Genomic DNA, 16,182 nt, shown 5'->3' with positions numbered 1-16,182 from the left:
AGGGCATTATCCCCTTTTGCCAAGCCCGGAGAATGTGCATGCACCGTTTTGGCGTTGGAAAGGCGCGGCCGGATGTGTTAAATGAACTTAATGAGGCTTTTTGCCATGATCCTGTGCTGTGCCGCGCTTGCGGCTCAAGGTTACGAGGGGCCCCCGCCGCTGACGGAGATGGACGGGCGTTCCCCCATACGCATGGGCGGCGAATTGTTGGGCGGCTACCGTTCCCATTACATTTACCGGGGAGAGAGGCTGGGGAACAATTCCGTGGAAGGACAGCTTTCCGGCGGTTTTTCCCTGTCCAATTCCTGGGCTGTGAGCGGGGAGCTTTTTTCCGTACGCAACTGGCAGGGGCGGAATTTCAACCAGACTTCTCTGCACGGGGAACTTCAGTATTACCTGGCGGATGAGTGCACGGCCGGCCTGTTTTTGAACGGGCAGTGGTATGATTCCTGCCCGCTGAAGAGCGGTTCGGAACCGGGGCTGGCGCTGAGGTGGAATCCCAGCCGGGACTGGTCGTTCCGGGGCTCCCTGCTTTACGATTCCGGGCAGGATGGGTTTTATTCGGAGTGGGCGGCCACCTGGCAGCCCTTGCTGTCCGAGTCCGTGGCCATGGTGAATACGGTGTCGCTGGGCTTTTCCCAGGATTATCTGGGCAGAACCGGCCTGAAGGAGGTGATGGTGCGCACGGGATTCCTGTGGGGCGCCTCCACCGGGTTGCGCGTGGAGCCTTTCATTGGATTGTATTGCGGCTACGGGCGTGACGATTTTAAAAAAGTGGTTCTGGGCCTTTGGTGCTCTTATGCTTTTTGACCGGGCATTTTCTCCCTTCTCCCGGCATTTTCCAGTTGCCAAACAGGGAGGCTTGGTCATAATGGCCCGCGTATTATGAAGCCTACACTTCTTGTTTTAGCAGCTGGCATGGGCAGCCGTTACGGCGGCCTCAAGCAACTTGACCCGATGGGCCCCAATGGTGAAGTCGTCCTTGATTATTCGGTTTATGACGCCATCCGCGCCGGATTCGGCAAGGTGGTGTTCATCATCCGCCGCGATTTTGAAGATGTGTTCAAGGAAAAGGTCGGCAGCCGGTTTGCCGACAAGATTGAAGTGGATTATGCGTTCCAGTCCCTGGACGACCTGCCGGAAGGCTTTTCCGTGCCGGAAGGCCGTGAAAAGCCCTGGGGCACCGCACACGCCCTGCGCGCCGCCCGCAATGTGGTGAAGGAGCCTTTTGCCGTCGTGAACGCTGACGATTTTTACGGTGCGGACGCTTTTGTCCAGGCCGCCAGGTTCCTGACTTCCACCACGGATGAACCGAACAAGGCTCATTACGGCATGATCGGCTATCCGCTGAAGAACACCCTGTCCGACAACGGTGACGTGAACCGCGGCATCTGCTCCATCAAGGATGGTCTTTTGGACGGAGTGGAAGAGTTCGTGAAGATTCAGGCCGATGAAGACGGAGTGGTGCGCGGCAATAACCTGAAGGGCGAACGCCTGCCCGTGAATCCGGAAGAACTGGTGTCCATGAATTTCTGGCTCTTCTCCCCCTCCTTTGTCGAATTGACGGAAGACCGTTTCATTGACTTCCTGAAAGAACACGGACAGGAGCCCAAGAGCGAATGTTTCATTCCCACCGTGGTGGACGCCCTGATTCATGCGGACCGGGCGGACTGCAAGGTTCTGCCCACTACCTCCACCTGGTTTGGCGTCACCTATCCGGATGACAAGCCCATGGTTGTGGAAGGCATCAACAAATTGATCAAGCAGGGCGTGTACCCTGAAAAGCTCAACTAAGTTCCCGCAATGCACGATCTCAAGGCTGTTTCTTCCCTGTTTGACCTCCGGGGCGATTTCGTCCAGGGCTATTCCTACGGCAGCGGCCACATCAACGATACCTACTGCGTCTGGGTGGACCAGGCCGGCCTGCGCATCCGCTACATTCTCCAGCGCGTGAACCATAACGTGTTCAGACAGCCCATTCCGCTGATGGAGAACGTAAAGCGCGTGACAGACCACGCCCTGAAGCGTTTGAAGGAGGAAAATTGTCCGGAAGCCTACCGCCGGACCCTTACGCTGGTGCCCGCCGTGGACGGCAAGCCCTACGCCCTGGATGCGGACGGCAATTGCTGGCGCGTGTATCCGTTCATCGAACGCGCCCGGACCTACGACCAGATTGAAACCACCAAGCAGTGCGTGGAAGCGGCCCGAGCCTTCGGCGACTTCCAGAAGCTGACGGCCGACCTTCCCGGCGAACCCCTGTTTGAGACCATTCCGAATTTCCATAACACGACTTCCCGGCTGGCCGCCCTGAAGGACGCCATCCAGGCGGACCCGCTGGGCCGTGTGAAGGAAGTGCAGAAGGAAATCGACTGGTACCTTTCCCGTGAGGCGGACTGCCACCTGGTGGTGGATTACCTGAAGTCCGGAGAACTGCCCCTGCGGTGCACGCACAATGATACCAAGCTGAACAATGTGATGCTGGACGACGTGACCGGGGAAGGCATTTGCGTGATCGACCTGGATACCACGATGCCCGGTTCCGCCATTTACGACTTCGGGGACATGATCCGCACGGCTACGTCTCCCGCCGCGGAAGATGAGAAGGATATTTCCAAGGTAACCATGCGCATGTTCATGTTTGAAGCCCTCGTCCAGGGTTATGTAAGTTCCGCCAAGAGCTTCCTGACTCCTCTGGAGAAGAGCCTCCTGCCGTTCTCCGGCAAGCTGCTTACGATGGAGTGCGGCATCCGCTTCCTGACGGACTACCTGTCCGGGGACGTGTACTTCAAGATTCACCGTCCGGAACACAACCTGGACCGCTGCCGCACGCAGATGGCCCTGGTGGAGTCCATTGAAGCTCAGATGGACGAGATGAAGGCGGTCGTGGACCGTTATTAAGCCCAACCATTCAACCCATATCGGACAAATCATGAAGATTCTCGTAACCGGCGGCGCCGGATTCATCGGTTCCCACATCGTGGAACATTATCAGGACAAGGCGGAGGAAATCCGCGTGCTGGACAATCTCCGCACCGGGTACCTCAAGAACCTGGACGGTTTGAAGCATACCTTTATCGAAGGTTCCATTTGCGACCGCGAACTGGTGCGGCAGGCCGTGCAGGGCGTGGATTACATTTTCCACATGGCCGCGCTCGTTTCCGTGCCCGAGTCCATGAGCAAGATCAGCGAATGCATTGACATCAACGTCAACGGCCTGCTGAACGTGCTGGAAGAGGCGTCCGCCGCCGGAGTCAAGAAGATCGTGCTGGCATCTTCCGCCGCTATTTATGGGGACAATCCCACGGTCCCCAAACTGGAGACCATGTACCCGGAACCCAAGAGCCCCTATGCCATCACCAAGCTGGACGGGGAATATTACCTCAACATGTTCCGTTCGGAAGGGAAGATCAACACCGCCGCCGTCCGCTTCTTCAACGTGTTCGGCCCCAGGCAGGACCCCAAGGGGGCTTATGCCGCCGCAGTGCCCATCTTTATTGAGAAGGCCGTGAAAGGGGAGGATATCACCGTTTACGGCGACGGAACCCAGACGCGCGACTTCATTTACGTGAAGGACATCGTGGGAGCCCTCACCTTCGTGGCGGAGCATCCGGGTGTGACCGGGGTGTTCAATGCCGGATACGGCGGCCAAATCACCATTGAAGAGCTGGCGGACAATATCATCAAGGCAGCCGGTTCCTCCTCCAAGGTGCTCCACGCTCCTGAACGCGCCGGGGATGTGAAGCATTCCCGCGCCTGTGCCGACAAGCTCCGCAATGCCGGCTGGCAGCCCAGATACACGCTGCCGGAGGGCCTTGCCACCACCCTTGACTACTTCAGGGGCATTCTGGGCAAGTAAGCTTCCGGAGTTTTGATTTCCTGATTTTCCGGGGACCATTCCGCCGCATCCGGCGGGATGGTCCCCGTTGTTTTTGCGTTCAGGCTAGGGCCTGTATGACAAATTTTCCGTGTGCCGCAATTTATGCCATCCAGCCGTATTTGTTAATGTATTGAGTATGATTAGGGAGGTTTTCCAAAAAGGAATATCCACGTACTTAAAATGAGCGGTCAGCAAATGATGGCGGTGTGTTTTTACTCCGACGGGAAGTGTAAGTATGCCTGATATTTAATATTTGTTAGATAAAAGGATAGTTGAAATAAACGGCCCGTTTTTGCCGTTGAATAGCGTTGACAGGAAAGGGGCAAACGAATAGAGAACCTGACAATATGTTTGGTCCCAGTCGTTCCTCATTTGATACTGCCCTGGTTGCAGAGAGCCCTTATCTTGAGCTGGTCTTTGCCCGTCGGAAGGAAGAAGCCAGTTGGGGCTGGATTCCTTTTGCGGCATTCATCGCCTTTTTGTTCATTGACTGGCTGTTCGGCCTCTGTCTTCCTGAGGGCGACCCGGAAGGTGCGTGGACCTGCATGTTTATTTTGCTGGGATGGGGCTTTCTGGCCCTCGTGCATTTGATCATTCTTCCCATCTGGATGCTGATAGCTTCCCTGCGGTATTGGGAAGTGAAGCAACGGGCCGTTGCCGTAGCTGCTTTCCTGTTCAGTTTGCTTGCTCCGGCGTGCATGGTTTTCATGCTGGCGGCCTGGTCCGTTTTCTGAAGAAAGGGGAAAGCGGGGAGGATAGGGAGGATAGGGAGGATAGGGAGGATAGGGAGAGCGGGGATTTTCCTCTTGAACGCCATGCCATGGGTGCGGGAATGGGGTCACCGTGTTTTTTGCGATTGCCTGCGCGGCTTTTCGTGCCTTCTGCCGGACAAGTCAGACTTTCCCGTTTCACGGCGGAGAGTTTGTTGCTAGCATGCCGGTGATGGATTTGTTCAGTTTACAGGAGGCCGAATCCCAGGAAGGTTTTGAGCCCGGCGCGGATACGTCCGTCATGCCGCTGGCCGCGCGCATGCGGCCGCGTTCCCTGGACGAAGTGGCCGGACAGAGGCATTTGCTGGCTCCCGGCAAGCTGCTGAGGCGCGCTATTGAAACGGACAGGTTCACTTCCCTGATTTTTTACGGTCCTCCCGGCTGCGGCAAGACGACGCTGGCTTCCGTCATCGCACGCACGACAAACGCCCATTTCATGATGCTCAACGGGGTGGAGTCCAACGTGGCCGAGATCCGGGAGCGCATCGCCCAGGCGCAGATGCGGATGAGCATGCATGGCCGCAAGACCGTGCTGTTCGTGGATGAACTGCACCGCTTCAACAAGGCCCAGCAGGACGTGCTGCTGCCCCATTTGGAGAAGGGCACCGTCAGATTCATCGGAGCCACGACGGAGAATCCCTATTTTGCCATTAATTCCCCTCTGCTTTCCCGTTCCCAGGTGTTTCCGCTGGAGCCTGTTCCAGAAGAGGAACTGGTTTCCCTGCTGAAGCGCGCCCTAGCGGATGCGGAACGCGGCCTGGGTGCGTCCCGCGTGGACATGGAGGAGGAAGCTCTGAACCATCTGGCCGCCAAGGCGGACGGAGACGCCAGAAAGGCTCTCACGGCTCTGGAAGTGGCCGTGCTTTCCACGCCTGCGGGGGATGACGGAATCGTCCACGTGGATTTGTCCGTAGCGGAGGAGTCCATCCAGCGCAAAGCCATCAAGTACGACCGCCTGGGTGATTCCCATTACGATACGATTTCCGCCTTCATCAAGTCCATGCGGGGTTCCGATCCGGATGCCGCCTTGTACTGGCTGGGGATGATGCTGGAGGCGGGGGAGGATATCCGCTTCATCGGGAGGCGGCTGGTGATCGCCGCTTCGGAAGACGTAGGCCTGGCGGATTCCAATGCCTTGCGCGTGGCCCTGGATGCGGCCCGGGCGGCGGAAATGGTCGGGATGCCGGAAGCCCGCATTCCCCTGGCTCACGCTACGGTATATCTGGCGACCGCTCCCAAGAGCAATTCCGCCTATATGGGGATCAACGCCGCCATGAACGATGTTCGGAATGGCAAGACACTTGCCGTGCCCGAGCATCTCCGGACGCCCACGCGCAAGAAACTGGCCGCGGCCGGAGGGGCGGACGCCGCCCGTCTGGAATACCTGTATTCCCACGATTATCCGGAGCATTACGTTCCCCAGGCCTACCTGCCGGAAGGGCGCGTGTATTACACGCCCACCCGGAACGGCCTGGAATTGCGCATCAGCGAACGGATGGAATACCGCCGCAAAATGGCGGAAGAAGCCGTAAAGGGGCCGGATAAGCCGGCAAAGGAGTAGGTTTTGATCCGAGGCTTCCGTTTGCTGTGAGAATGGGAGTTTCCCTTCCGTTTGTTCTTCTGCCTCCGGAGTGTCTGCAAGGAGTGAAACATTTGCCGCACCTTCCCCATGCTTTTTCTTTTCAGGGGGAGCGCCCCGGCTTTTTCCCCAGGAGAGGGAGTTTTCATTCCGGCATTTTCCTGCCGGTGATTCCCTTGTAGATATGCTGTGCCATGATGGCATGTCCTGCGCCGTTGGGATGCACCTTGTCCGGAACCTTGCTTCCTTCTCCTTTCATCGGGGTATAGAGGTCGATCACCCGGCATTTGGCCTTTCCCGCCACTTTCCTGATGGCCGGGATGACTTCCCCCCTGATGATGGAGTCGCGGATGCCGTAGTTTCCGGGATAGGCGGGGACGGGAAGCAGGCAATAGATTTCAGCCTTCGGATTGCCGGTTCTCAGCTCCTTGATCATTGTTTCATAGTCCCTGGAAAATGCAGCGGCATTTTTCCAGTTGGCAGGTTTTGAATCATTGGTACCGAGCGCGATCAGAATAATATCCCCTTCAATCTGCCGGGCAATCGTGTAGTTGTCCTTGGTGGTGTACGGGCTGTCCCCTTCACTTTGCAGTGTTGTTCCGCTGATGCCGAGGTTGAAGACCTCGTATTTTTCACCAAGGGCGTTTTGGAGGCGGGCGGACCATCGTTCTTCCCGGTTCGAGCCCGCTCCGAAGGTGATGCTGTCTCCGATACACACAACCCGTACCGGAGGAACCGCGCCTGCCGCCCGGAATGCGAAGTTGACGATGGCCGCCGGATTCAGGAGGCCGTGGGGATGGTGGCGGACGCCCGGCTTGTGGATCACATGGATGGGACCTCCCAGTTTCCTGTATTTTTTCTCAACCACGGCAGTATTTTCGGAAACGGGCACGGTGTCATCGTCATCTCCGACCACAGCCAGAATGGGGATTTTCGCCTTCGCCAGGGGGAGCAGTGTATCGACGGGATTCTTTTTGTAAGCCAGGGCCTGTTCGGGAGTCAGTCGGTAGGCCTGGCACAATCTTTTCCAGTCTTCGGGGGAACCCTTTCCCGTGCCTTTGCCTCCGGGCCAGCTTTTGAAGTCGCATACGGGGGCGTCCACATACAGACCCGCTACCTTTTCCGGATTCCGGGAAGCCCAGTTGAAGGCAAAGAGGGCGCCGCGGCTCAGGCCTTCCAGCACCGGTTTGGGATCAAGCCTGTATTCCCGGGTCATGTAGTCGTAGTAGGCATCCATCAGTTTCATGGCATCGGGGGAGCCGTACATATTTTCCATGTTGATGTAGCCTATATGGAATCCCTTTTTCGCCAGAGCGATGTCGGCCGCAGGGAAGGCATTGAAAAATTCCGTTCTCCAAATCCAGGGATTGCCGGGAAGCGGCTTGTCCGGCACGATTACCAGGGCGGGGCGTCCAGCCACGGTGAAGTCCAGACGCTTCATATCCTGCCAGGAGGATTCTCTGGCGGGAGCGGCAACCGCGGCGGCATCCTGGCGTGCCGGGGCCGGGTCGGCTTTGCTCCACACGGCCACGCATATCAGAAAGCAGATGAACACGGAAGATTTCATACCTATTTGCCTTTTACGGGCCTGCCATGAATCTTCTTTCATGGTGCCCTTGTTCTTTTCGGAGCAGGCGGCAGCCCTGCTTTTTCCGGACCGTCGGAAGGAGTGATTAAAATTCGTTCCGAATTCGACAGGAAATATACCTTCTTCGGCAGGTTTATTTTCGCGGCATTTTTTCAGAGCCGGGAAAAAAGAAGGCGGCATTCCCGGTGCAGAATGCCGCCTTTTCGATGGTTCTGCCGGGTTGTGTTGCCAGGCAGTGGTTTCCGTGATTTTTATTCCTTGGTGACGATGATGTCGCAGTCCACGTCAAACCAGCCGTGGCCCTGGCAGTCGAAGACCAGGTCCGGTTTTTCCGAGCCGGAGAGGCGCAGGGTGAATTCCCTGCCGTTTTTGTCCTGCTGGTCCCTGGGCAGTTCGCTGACGACGCGTGTTCCCCTCATGAAACGGGGATTGCGGATGCTGCAGCCGCCGCTGTTCATCTTGAAGGTTATTTTGTAATTGCCCGGGCCGTTGAGCATGTTGGCAATGTTGACGCGGGTAGGCGTCATTTCCGGGCGGAGGTAGTAGCCCGTGATGCGCGGCTCCTTGAGAGTGACGGGTTCCGTCAGGTAGCGGTAATAGCTTTGCGCTCCCACGCCCATCAGCGTCTTGGGGGAGATGCGGGCTATGTCCGTCAGGGTTTTCAGGGCCAGGTCCTTTTTCCCTTCGGTGCGGTAGAGCCAGAATCTGGCGGCCATGACCTGCTGTTTCTGCAGGGGAGTCATGCCCGGTATTTTTAGCTGCTTGTCCACATAGGCGTGGGCGGCCTTGTAGTCCTTCCGGCCGCCGTCCTTGGCGGAGTCGTTCACCATCCTCTGGACTTTTTCAATGTAGGGCAGGTGGTTGAAGGTGTATTTGAAGTGCATGCCCCGGGTGTCTTCCGGGTCCGCCTTCCTGATTTTTTCCAGAATGTCCTTTCTTTCCCGTGCCGCATAGGGCGGAAGCTGCTGGAGGCCTTCCCCGTACAGGGCGGCAGCGTTCGCTCCGGAGGCGGCAGCGGCTTTTTCCCACAGCGCATCGGCCTTGTTCTGCTGCTTGACGGCTTCCACGGCCTGTTTCACGACGGCGGGCAGCGTGTCCCTGGAGACGCCTTCCGAAAGGAATACCGTGTGCCCGTCCGGGGAGACTACCTGGATGGCGGGAATGTTCCAGACGGCTCCGGGCGGCTTGGGCAGTTTCTTTTCTTCCTCCGTCATTTCCTCCCGTTCGTCCTGGACGCACCAGAGAACGGGTTCCGCGGAGCTTTTGGAAAGGTGTTCTGCGGCGCGCGTGACTTCCCGTGACTTGGGAGACCAGTCCGTGCCGGCCCAGACGACGATCATGTATTTATTGACGGTTTTTGCCTCATCCTTGACGGCATGGTAGGCGGGCAGGGCGGCCTGGAGGGGCGCCGCAAGGATGACGGCCGCCGCCAGAAGGCGGGGGAGTGTGGTGATGCTGTAAAACATGGAGTGAGTGGCGGAGAGTGGTTGATGTTACTTTTCGTAAACGAGGATGTGGCGCAGGTGCATGAATTCGGGCTGGGCGTTTTTGGCTTCCACTTTGATCCACTTTGCCCTGGTGCCTTCCGGAGCGGTGACGATCCATTCCTTGGGCATGTTGTCCGTGGAGGCCAGGGGGAACCAGGTGGCGCCGTCCGTGGAGGTGGAGACTTCCATCTTTTTCATGCGGTCTTCATTGCCGTTGCGCTTGGTGATGACAAGCCCCGCCAGGTTCACGCCGTTTTTCAGTTCCACAATGACGTTCGGATTGGTTTCCTTGTCCGTGTGGTGGGAGCCGCCGCAGGGACGCAGCAGGTTGATGTGGTCCCACGGGCTGTCCCACTGGCAGGTGGTGGAGCATCTGACCATGCCGTCGGCGGGGACAAGTTTCCAGCCCTGGGGAACAGGTGTGTTGACGGTGCTGGAGGAGGTGTTGGCGTCCGAGAAGGAGGCCGCGGCCTTGCTCAGGGTCTGGAAGGCCGGAATGGAGCGCGCCACTTCCGTGGCGTAAATGGCCTTTCCGTACGCTTCTTTCAGCTTTTTGGGGTCGGGAGCAGCGCCGGAGGCGTCATTGCCGCCCGCCTGCTGGGCCACCTTGGCGAATGCGCTGGAGAAGGTGTCGGCCTGTCCGTTTTCCACAAAGGTTTTGACGGCCCATTCCAGCGCCTGGCCGAAGTTGGTGCCGTCTCCCGTTTTCAGGTGGGTGGAGAGAACCGTTTCCAGATAGGCCGCCTTTTCCTGCGGGGTGGTCAGGAAGGCGGACTGGGAATCCAGCACAGGCTGGAATTTCACCGCCCATGAGGTGGGCGTGGCGGCAATCGTTTCATGCAGGTCCCGGAACCAGGCAATGCGGTCGGCGGCGGGAATGTCCATCAGGAATTTGTTCTGTACGTCCTTGAGGATGTTGAAGGCGGCGAATCCGTTGCCCTTGTAGTGGGAGAGGGCGTCCTTGGCGTACACGTACCAGTCGATGGGCTGCATGCCCTGTTTTTCCAGCAGAAGCCGCTGAAGTTCCGTACGGAAGAACGGGTGCAGGGGCGTCTGTTTCAGGGCCTCCTGCCAGGATTGGATGGCCTTGTCCTTGTTGTCTAGGATTTCGTCAAGCCGGGCCTGGGCCGCCCACTGGTACGCCAGGTCTATTTTTTCATTGTCCGCAAAGACGGCTTCCATCAGCAGGTAGGAGGTAGGCGCCTCGCTGCCGAAGATGTGGTTGTGCATGCCGCCGTCCGGACCGCCGAAGCCGCCTTTCCATTCGCCGCGCTTCAGGCGCACCGCGTAGGCGCAGTGGCCGGGCTGGCCCACCGGGTAGGCGGGAATGCCGTGCGCCTGGGCCGCCATGGTCCCGAAGTGGGAGAGGCCGCCGCAGACGCCCCCAATGGTGCGGGTGTTTTCCGCCTCGCCGCTGGAGTCCCTCCACGGAACGTAGAAGAGGGGGCCCTGGATGGTGTCTCCAAAGAAGTTGCTGCCCGTATAGGGAGCGGCCCAGCAGGCGTCCGTGTAGCGCCGCCAGGGCAGGTTGATGTGCTCGTTGAGCCATTCATAGGACTTGTCGTCCCAGTGGATGCCGGTGACGAAGCGGATTTCCCACGGGCGCAGCTTGATAAAGCCGGGGTGCAGCTTGTTTTCCTGATGCAGTTTTTTAAAGATCTGGTAGCGGCGCACGGGGTTGCATTTGGCGGAGTTGGCCTTCAGCTTTCCGGCAAAGGGTCCCGTGGAGAAGACGGAGGCGATCCCCGCCGCCAGGGACTGGTAGGTGCGGAAGTCCGGACTTTTGCCGTCGGCTTTCCAGATATCGGAAAGAATTTGGATGCCGTCCGGGGAGTTTTCCGGAATGAGTCCCGCGCCCAGGTAGAGTTCCATCCACACCGGGTCTTGCAGGAATGCCTTGACGAAGGCCGCATCCTGGGGACTTTTGGAGAAGACGGCTTTCATGTTGTCCGGTCCCGTAACGCGCAGCAACTCGTGAATGTCCAGCAGGTGCCGGTATTTGTTGTCTTGCAACAGTTTCTGGGTGGCCTTGTTTTGTTCGCCGGCGGCTTGCAGGGCTTCCCTGATTTCCGTTTGCAGGCCTGCAAAATCGCCGGAGGAAATTTTTTGCGCCATGGAGGAGGGCAGGGGGCTGGCAGCGGCCGGAGCTGCCGTTTCCGGTTCCGTGAAGTCCTGCGCCGCGCAGATGGGCGCGGCAAGCAGGGAAGTGCAGAGAATAAGGTGTGAAATATTCATGTGGAAAAGCTTTTACGATTATAGCGGAAAAGAGGGCGCGGGGCCAGTTCCTTTTCCGGCTTATTACGGTTTGAAAGGAGTGTTTTTATCATTGATGGGATGAAAAACCTTCCGCCGTTGCGGAGATCAGCACAGATGGTCGCAGAGCATTTTCACCCCCAGGCCGATGAGGATGATTCCCGCACCCGCTTCCAGATGGAAAGAGGGGAACCGGTGCAGCTTGCGGGCGAGGAAAAATCCGGCAGCCGTGCAGAGGAAGGTGGTGGCTCCAATGACTGCCGCGGGGAGGAATACCGCATGGAACGGCGGGGAGGCCCCGCATTGGACGGAGGAGAGGTAAATGCTGATGCCCGCTACAAGGGCGTCTATGCTGGTGGCTATGCCGACGCCCAGCAGGGTGAAGGCCGTCAGGGAAGAGACGTCGGGCAGTTCCTTGTTCGTCCTGTGGTTCCAGCCCTCCCGGATGACGTTGATCCCTAGTATGGTGAAGACGGCAAATCCCAGCCAGTGGTCCCATTCCGCTATGTAGCCGTGTACGGTTCCCGTGAGGAAGAAGCCCAGCACGGGCATCAGGAATTGGCCGCCTCCGGTGGCCAGGGATATTTCCATGCCGTTGCGGAACCGGTTTTTCTTGATGATCAGGCCGAAGGAGAAGGCTACTACAAAGGCGTCCACGGATAGCGCAAATGCCAGAAAGAGTAAATCAGCCGGATTCATGAAGGGAGGGGAAATTTAGGGGCAGATGGAGAAAAAATCAATGTTTTTCCGGTTTTCCGGCCTGGAGATGCGGCATGCCTTGCGAGCGGCCTCTCCAGGCTTTCCCTCCCATGGATGGAGAGTTTTTTCAAAGGGTTTCCCAGGGCCGTTTTCGTGAAGGTTTCCATTCCTCCGGACCCGTTGCTCCCGGCATTCGGGTGGCCGGCCTTCATAGTTTTCCTGTCATCCGCAAAAGGGGTGATTCCGTCTGACGCTGATGCTTTAGGCAGGATGGGAAAAGGAAGTAGGCAAGGCCGCGCTGGCGGCATCAGGCGGCACTGCCTTGGAAGCTTCCCTTACTGCCTGCAGTATTTCTTGATGTAGGGGAGTACGGCGTCTGCCCAGATGGCGTAGCCTTTTTCCGTGAAGTGCAGGTTGTCCCTGCTGATGCCGGGCAGAAGCCTGCCGGAGGAGTCCAGAAAACGCTTGTTGATATTGACGTAAGTGGTGCGGGGCAGTTTGCATTGCGCCACAATGGCGTTGATTTTATCATTGTGCTGGCGCAGCTTGTCCTGCGGGCCGCTGCCGCGGGGGAAAATTCCCAGAAGCAGTACATGCGTGTCCGGGAAGCGCACCAGCAGGTGCTGCGCCGCCCCCAGGATGCCGATGGCCGTTTTTTCCGGGTCTTCCCCGCCCTTGAAGTGTCCGGTGTTGTTGGTACCGATCATGACAATGCACAGTTGGGGGGCCGTTTGTGCCGGCATGCCGGAATGCGTGATGCGGTAGATCAGGTTGGTGGTCTGGTCCCCGGAAACGCCGAAGTTGCAGGGATGATAGGGTTTGAACGTTTTTTCCCATACCTGCTTTCCGTCCCGGTCCCAGTAGTCCGTGATGGAATCTCCCAGGAACAGGACGCCGCAGGGATTGTTCCGGAGCTGCTCCACCTGCTGGTCGTAGCGGTCCTGCCAACTCTTCGTCCCTTCCCGGGAAACGGGGGACAGGGGGGACGGGGCGTCCGCCAGGGCGGACAGGGCGAGGCAGGGCGCCAGGCAGGCCAGGACAAGTGCATGTAAATTCTTCATATGCCAATGATACGGAAATTCGGAAAAAATGTTGCGCCAAACAGGTGGTCTTTTTTGATTTCCATGGATGAGGCACATTGTGTGCGGGTCCCTTCCCCCTTGCCAGAATTCGGCGGCTGGTGTAGTTTGTCCCGGTATGAGCGAGGTGTCCCTGCAGCACGGAATGACGCGCCAGATGGTGGCGGGACAGTCCATGCAGACGGGGATGCAGATTCTCCAGGCTTCCTCTCTGGAGCTGAAGCAGTTGATCCGTCAGGCCCTGGAGACGAACCCCCTGCTGGAGGATGTGCCGGACGCTTCCCCGGAGGCGCTTGCGGATGAGCCGTCCGGAGACCTTGACGACGTGAGGGATGACGGCTGGAACGAGTTTACGGCGGAAGGCCGCCCTTCCGCGGAGGCCGCGGCCCGGCGGGATTTCATGTATGAGTCCGTGGTGGCTCCGGAGTCTCTCAAGTCCCATCTGATGGACCAGGCGGTTCATTCCGCGCTGACCGGGCGGACCAGGGAAGCCCTGCTGCTGCTGATTGATTCCCTGGATGACCGGGGATTTCTGACGGAGTCTCCGGAAGAACTTGAAGAGAGGGAATGTTTCAGCATGAAGGATATGGGAGAGGCTCTCGCGGTGCTGAGAGGGATGGACCCGCCCGGGGTGGGGGCCCGGGATTTGAGGGACTCCCTTCTGATTCAACTGGAACAGCGCGGGCTGAAGCGGTCGCTGGCGTTCCGTCTGGTCAAACGGTGCTGGCGGGAGCTGGCGGCGCACAAGTATGAGGAAGCCGCCCTCCTGCTGGACGCGGAACCGGAGGAAGTGGCGGCGGCCCTGGAGGTTGTCAGAAGCCTGACTCCCGATCCCGGCTGCGCCTATGCGCCGGGCGGCAATCCGCATATTCTGCCGGATGTGGTCGTGGAGGAGTCGGCCTCCGGTGAACTGGAAGTGACGCTGACTTCGGAATACCTTCCGAAATTGTCCATGAATGAACAGTACATGGAGATGATGGCGGAAGGCTCCGGAAACCGGGATTTGCGCCAGTACCTCCGCAAGGCGTTCCGGGATGGCCAGGAACTGATGCGCGCGCTGGACATGCGGCAGGAGACCATTCTCAAGCTGGCCCGGGCCATTGTCCGGAAACAGGAGTCCTTTTTCAGGGCCGGGCCGTCTCATCTGAAGGCCATGGGCATGGAGGAGATTGCGGACGAGCTGGGCGTGCATGTTTCCACCGTTTCCCGCGCCTGCCGTGACAAATACCTGTTGTGCAAGTGGGGGATGAGGGAGTTGAGGTCCTTTTTCAGCTCCGGAGTCTCCGCGGGCGGTGAGGCCGCATCCGGCGCCGGGGAGAATTCGGTCGCTTCCGGAGCTGTCCAGGAGTTGATGCGGGCGTTGATCGCGGCGGAGAATCCGGCCAAGCCCCTCAGCGATGCCAGGCTGGCTGCCGCCCTCCAGGAGAAGGGGGTGAATATCGCCCGCAGAACGGTAGCGAAGTACCGCGAACAGATGAAGATTCTGCCCGCCTCCCTGCGCAAGGGGATATGACGTTTTTAAAGAGCGTTTTCAGATGCTTCAACACGTTGATTGCAGGTTGTTTTTGTCAGGATTGAAAAGGACATGCCGGATATTGCCGTTTCTGGCGGAGGCAACGGTTGACTGATGCGGCTTTAGTGATATAGTCGCCTCCCTTTATCGCTTTATCGTTATGCGTACATTTACATGGCCCATTGCATTGTTGCTGCTCGGTTTGCTGTTTCAGACCGTGGCGTTCGCCGTACTGAATACGGTGGTTCCGCTGTGGATGGAGCAGGCGGATGCGGCCATGTGGGAGGCCGGCATGGTGGGGTCTTTCTTTTTTTTGGGGAACCTGGCCGGCACCCTCATGGCCGGGTGGCTGATACGCAGGACGGGGTTCAACGGCAGCTACCGCTGCGCGTGCGTGCTGTGCGCCGTGTCCACGCTCCTGCTGATGGCTGTTTCCGGAGCTGCTGCCTGGAGCGGTCTCAGGTTTTTGACGGGAGCAAGCTGCGCCCTGGTGTGGGTGGTGGTGGAGAGCGCCCTGCTGAGGGCGGGAACGCTGAAGACCCGCGGCGTTCTTCTGGCTTCCTACATGGTGGTTTATTATCTGGGCACCGTGCTGGGCCAGTTGCTGATCGGCTGGTTCCCCAGCGACATGGTTGTGGTGGTCTCCGAAGTGTGCGGATTGTCCGTCGCCGGCATGATTCCGCTCTTGTTCGCCCGCTTGAAGTCGGATGCCGGCAGCGGGGAGCTTTCCCCCCGCGTGGAAATCCGGCCCCTGCTGAGACGCCGCAGCGTGGTGCTGGGCGTGGCGGGCTGCATGATTTCCGGCGTGGTTCTGGGAACGATTTACTGCCTGATGCCCCTGTTCCTGAAACACCAGGGCATGAGCCATTCCTCCGTGGGGTATTGGATGGCCCTGCTGATTGCCGCGGCCATTCTGGGGCAATGGCCCATGGGACGGCTGTCTGACAGGTACGGGCGCGCCTTCGTGATGAAATGCCAGTCCCTGCTGGTGATAGCCGCCTGCGCCGGCCTGATGGCCAGGGGCGGATTGATGGCCCCCTCCCTGGTCGCCCTCGGCCTGGCGGGTTTTTCCCTGTATCCCATCGCCATGGCCTGGGGATGCGAAGAAGCCTCCCGCGACGAGCTGGTGACGATGAACCAGCTCCTGCTGCTGAGCTATTCCGTGGGGACCCTGGCCGGTCCTTCCCTGACGTCGTTCCTGATGCAGCGTTATTCGGACAATTGGATGCCGCTGGTCATTGCCCTGGTGGCCCTGCTGTACATGCCCGTGCTGATCGTAGGGGGACACCGGGCGGGCAGGGCATCCCGGTAGGAGTGGTATTCCGACGGAGCAGGGC

The 16,182-nt window shown here is 58.8% G+C and carries 13 protein-coding genes; 8 read left to right on the top strand and 5 right to left on the bottom strand.

The features are described 5' to 3' along the window. Positions 1-105 precede the first annotated feature (105 nt). The 6 genes from HMPREF3039_RS08990 (at position 106) to HMPREF3039_RS08965 (ending at position 6,208) form a co-directional block, all read left to right on the top strand. On the top strand, positions 106-810 hold the full coding sequence (locus HMPREF3039_RS08990; RefSeq protein WP_067569934.1) for a hypothetical protein: 705 nt from the start codon (positions 106-108) through the stop codon (positions 808-810). 75 nt (positions 811-885) lie between these two features. Continuing rightward, entirely contained in the window at positions 886-1,794 is a 909-nt protein-coding gene (locus tag HMPREF3039_RS08985; protein ID WP_067569932.1) for a nucleotidyltransferase family protein, read from the top strand. 9 nt (positions 1,795-1,803) lie between these two features. After that, the gene (locus HMPREF3039_RS08980) at positions 1,804-2,898 is read left to right on the top strand and encodes a phosphotransferase enzyme family protein (RefSeq protein ID WP_067569930.1); all 1,095 of its coding nucleotides are present in this window, start codon (positions 1,804-1,806) and stop codon (positions 2,896-2,898) included. Positions 2,899-2,929: 31 nt separating this feature from the next. Then, positions 2,930-3,856, top strand: coding sequence for an NAD-dependent epimerase/dehydratase family protein (locus HMPREF3039_RS08975; RefSeq protein WP_067569928.1), 927 nt, complete (start codon positions 2,930-2,932; stop codon positions 3,854-3,856). A 368-nt stretch (positions 3,857-4,224) separates the two neighbouring features. Next, a complete protein-coding gene (locus HMPREF3039_RS08970; RefSeq protein WP_067569926.1) occupies positions 4,225-4,611 on the top strand; it encodes a hypothetical protein in 387 nt (128 codons plus the stop codon). A 208-nt stretch (positions 4,612-4,819) separates the two neighbouring features. Then, positions 4,820-6,208 carry a replication-associated recombination protein A gene (locus HMPREF3039_RS08965; protein WP_147550001.1) on the top strand — a complete coding sequence of 463 codons (1,389 nt, stop codon included), beginning with the start codon at positions 4,820-4,822 and terminating at the stop codon, positions 6,206-6,208. A gap of 163 nt (positions 6,209-6,371) precedes the next feature. On the opposite strand, the gene HMPREF3039_RS08960 is transcribed toward HMPREF3039_RS08965, so the two are convergent. The 5 genes from HMPREF3039_RS08960 to HMPREF3039_RS08935 all read right to left on the bottom strand — a co-directional run bounded on the left by HMPREF3039_RS08960 (position 6,372) and on the right by HMPREF3039_RS08935 (position 13,314). Beyond that, on the bottom strand, positions 6,372-7,793 hold the full coding sequence (locus HMPREF3039_RS08960; protein ID WP_167506788.1) for a GDSL-type esterase/lipase family protein: 1,422 nt from the start codon (positions 7,791-7,793) through the stop codon (positions 6,372-6,374). Positions 7,794-8,065: 272 nt separating this feature from the next. Continuing rightward, positions 8,066-9,280, bottom strand: a complete 1,215-nt coding sequence (locus HMPREF3039_RS08955; protein ID WP_067569922.1) for a hypothetical protein — start codon at positions 9,278-9,280, stop codon at positions 8,066-8,068. Positions 9,281-9,307: 27 nt separating this feature from the next. Next, the gene (locus HMPREF3039_RS08950) at positions 9,308-11,536 is read right to left on the bottom strand and encodes a discoidin domain-containing protein (RefSeq protein ID WP_067569920.1); all 2,229 of its coding nucleotides are present in this window, start codon (positions 11,534-11,536) and stop codon (positions 9,308-9,310) included. A gap of 126 nt (positions 11,537-11,662) precedes the next feature. Then, positions 11,663-12,253: a manganese efflux pump MntP gene (locus tag HMPREF3039_RS08945; RefSeq protein ID WP_067569918.1), complete on the bottom strand. Its 591-nt coding sequence runs from the start codon at positions 12,251-12,253 to the stop codon at positions 11,663-11,665. Positions 12,254-12,588: 335 nt separating this feature from the next. Further along, positions 12,589-13,314 (bottom strand): GDSL-type esterase/lipase family protein, encoded by a 726-nt coding sequence (locus tag HMPREF3039_RS08935; protein ID WP_067569914.1) that lies wholly within the window; start codon positions 13,312-13,314, stop codon positions 12,589-12,591. 136 nt (positions 13,315-13,450) lie between these two features. On the opposite strand from HMPREF3039_RS08935, the gene rpoN reads away from it, so the two are divergent. Together rpoN and HMPREF3039_RS08925 are read left to right on the top strand one after the other, a co-directional pair. After that, positions 13,451-14,845, top strand: a complete 1,395-nt coding sequence (rpoN, locus tag HMPREF3039_RS08930) for an RNA polymerase factor sigma-54 (protein ID WP_067569912.1) — start codon at positions 13,451-13,453, stop codon at positions 14,843-14,845. 160 nt (positions 14,846-15,005) lie between these two features. Beyond that, the gene (locus tag HMPREF3039_RS08925; RefSeq protein ID WP_067569910.1) at positions 15,006-16,157 is read left to right on the top strand and encodes an MFS transporter; all 1,152 of its coding nucleotides are present in this window, start codon (positions 15,006-15,008) and stop codon (positions 16,155-16,157) included. The last annotated feature ends 25 nt before the right edge of the window (positions 16,158-16,182 follow it).

The organism is Akkermansia sp. KLE1798, assembly GCF_001580195.1.
GTDB lineage: Bacteria > Verrucomicrobiota > Verrucomicrobiia > Verrucomicrobiales > Akkermansiaceae > Akkermansia > Akkermansia biwaensis.
The sequence above is the reverse complement of the archived record's forward strand: the minus strand, read 5'-3'. Positions and strand labels throughout refer to the sequence as shown.

Coding starts and splice junctions, on each gene's coding strand:
- HMPREF3039_RS08925 (WP_067569910.1), top strand. CDS start 15,006: ATGCGTACATTTACATGGCCCATTGCATTGTTGCTGCTCGGTTTGCTG.
- HMPREF3039_RS08955 (WP_067569922.1), bottom strand. CDS start 9,280: ATGTTTTACAGCATCACCACACTCCCCCGCCTTCTGGCGGCGGCCGTC.
- HMPREF3039_RS08935 (WP_067569914.1), bottom strand. CDS start 13,314: ATGAAGAATTTACATGCACTTGTCCTGGCCTGCCTGGCGCCCTGCCTC.
- rpoN (WP_067569912.1), top strand. CDS start 13,451: ATGAGCGAGGTGTCCCTGCAGCACGGAATGACGCGCCAGATGGTGGCG.
- HMPREF3039_RS08985 (WP_067569932.1), top strand. CDS start 886: ATGAAGCCTACACTTCTTGTTTTAGCAGCTGGCATGGGCAGCCGTTAC.
- HMPREF3039_RS08950 (WP_067569920.1), bottom strand. CDS start 11,536: ATGAATATTTCACACCTTATTCTCTGCACTTCCCTGCTTGCCGCGCCC.
- HMPREF3039_RS08980 (WP_067569930.1), top strand. CDS start 1,804: ATGCACGATCTCAAGGCTGTTTCTTCCCTGTTTGACCTCCGGGGCGAT.
- HMPREF3039_RS08965 (WP_147550001.1), top strand. CDS start 4,820: ATGGATTTGTTCAGTTTACAGGAGGCCGAATCCCAGGAAGGTTTTGAG.
- HMPREF3039_RS08945 (WP_067569918.1), bottom strand. CDS start 12,253: ATGAATCCGGCTGATTTACTCTTTCTGGCATTTGCGCTATCCGTGGAC.
- HMPREF3039_RS08970 (WP_067569926.1), top strand. CDS start 4,225: ATGTTTGGTCCCAGTCGTTCCTCATTTGATACTGCCCTGGTTGCAGAG.
- HMPREF3039_RS08990 (WP_067569934.1), top strand. CDS start 106: ATGATCCTGTGCTGTGCCGCGCTTGCGGCTCAAGGTTACGAGGGGCCC.
- HMPREF3039_RS08960 (WP_167506788.1), bottom strand. CDS start 7,793: ATGAAATCTTCCGTGTTCATCTGCTTTCTGATATGCGTGGCCGTGTGG.
- HMPREF3039_RS08975 (WP_067569928.1), top strand. CDS start 2,930: ATGAAGATTCTCGTAACCGGCGGCGCCGGATTCATCGGTTCCCACATC.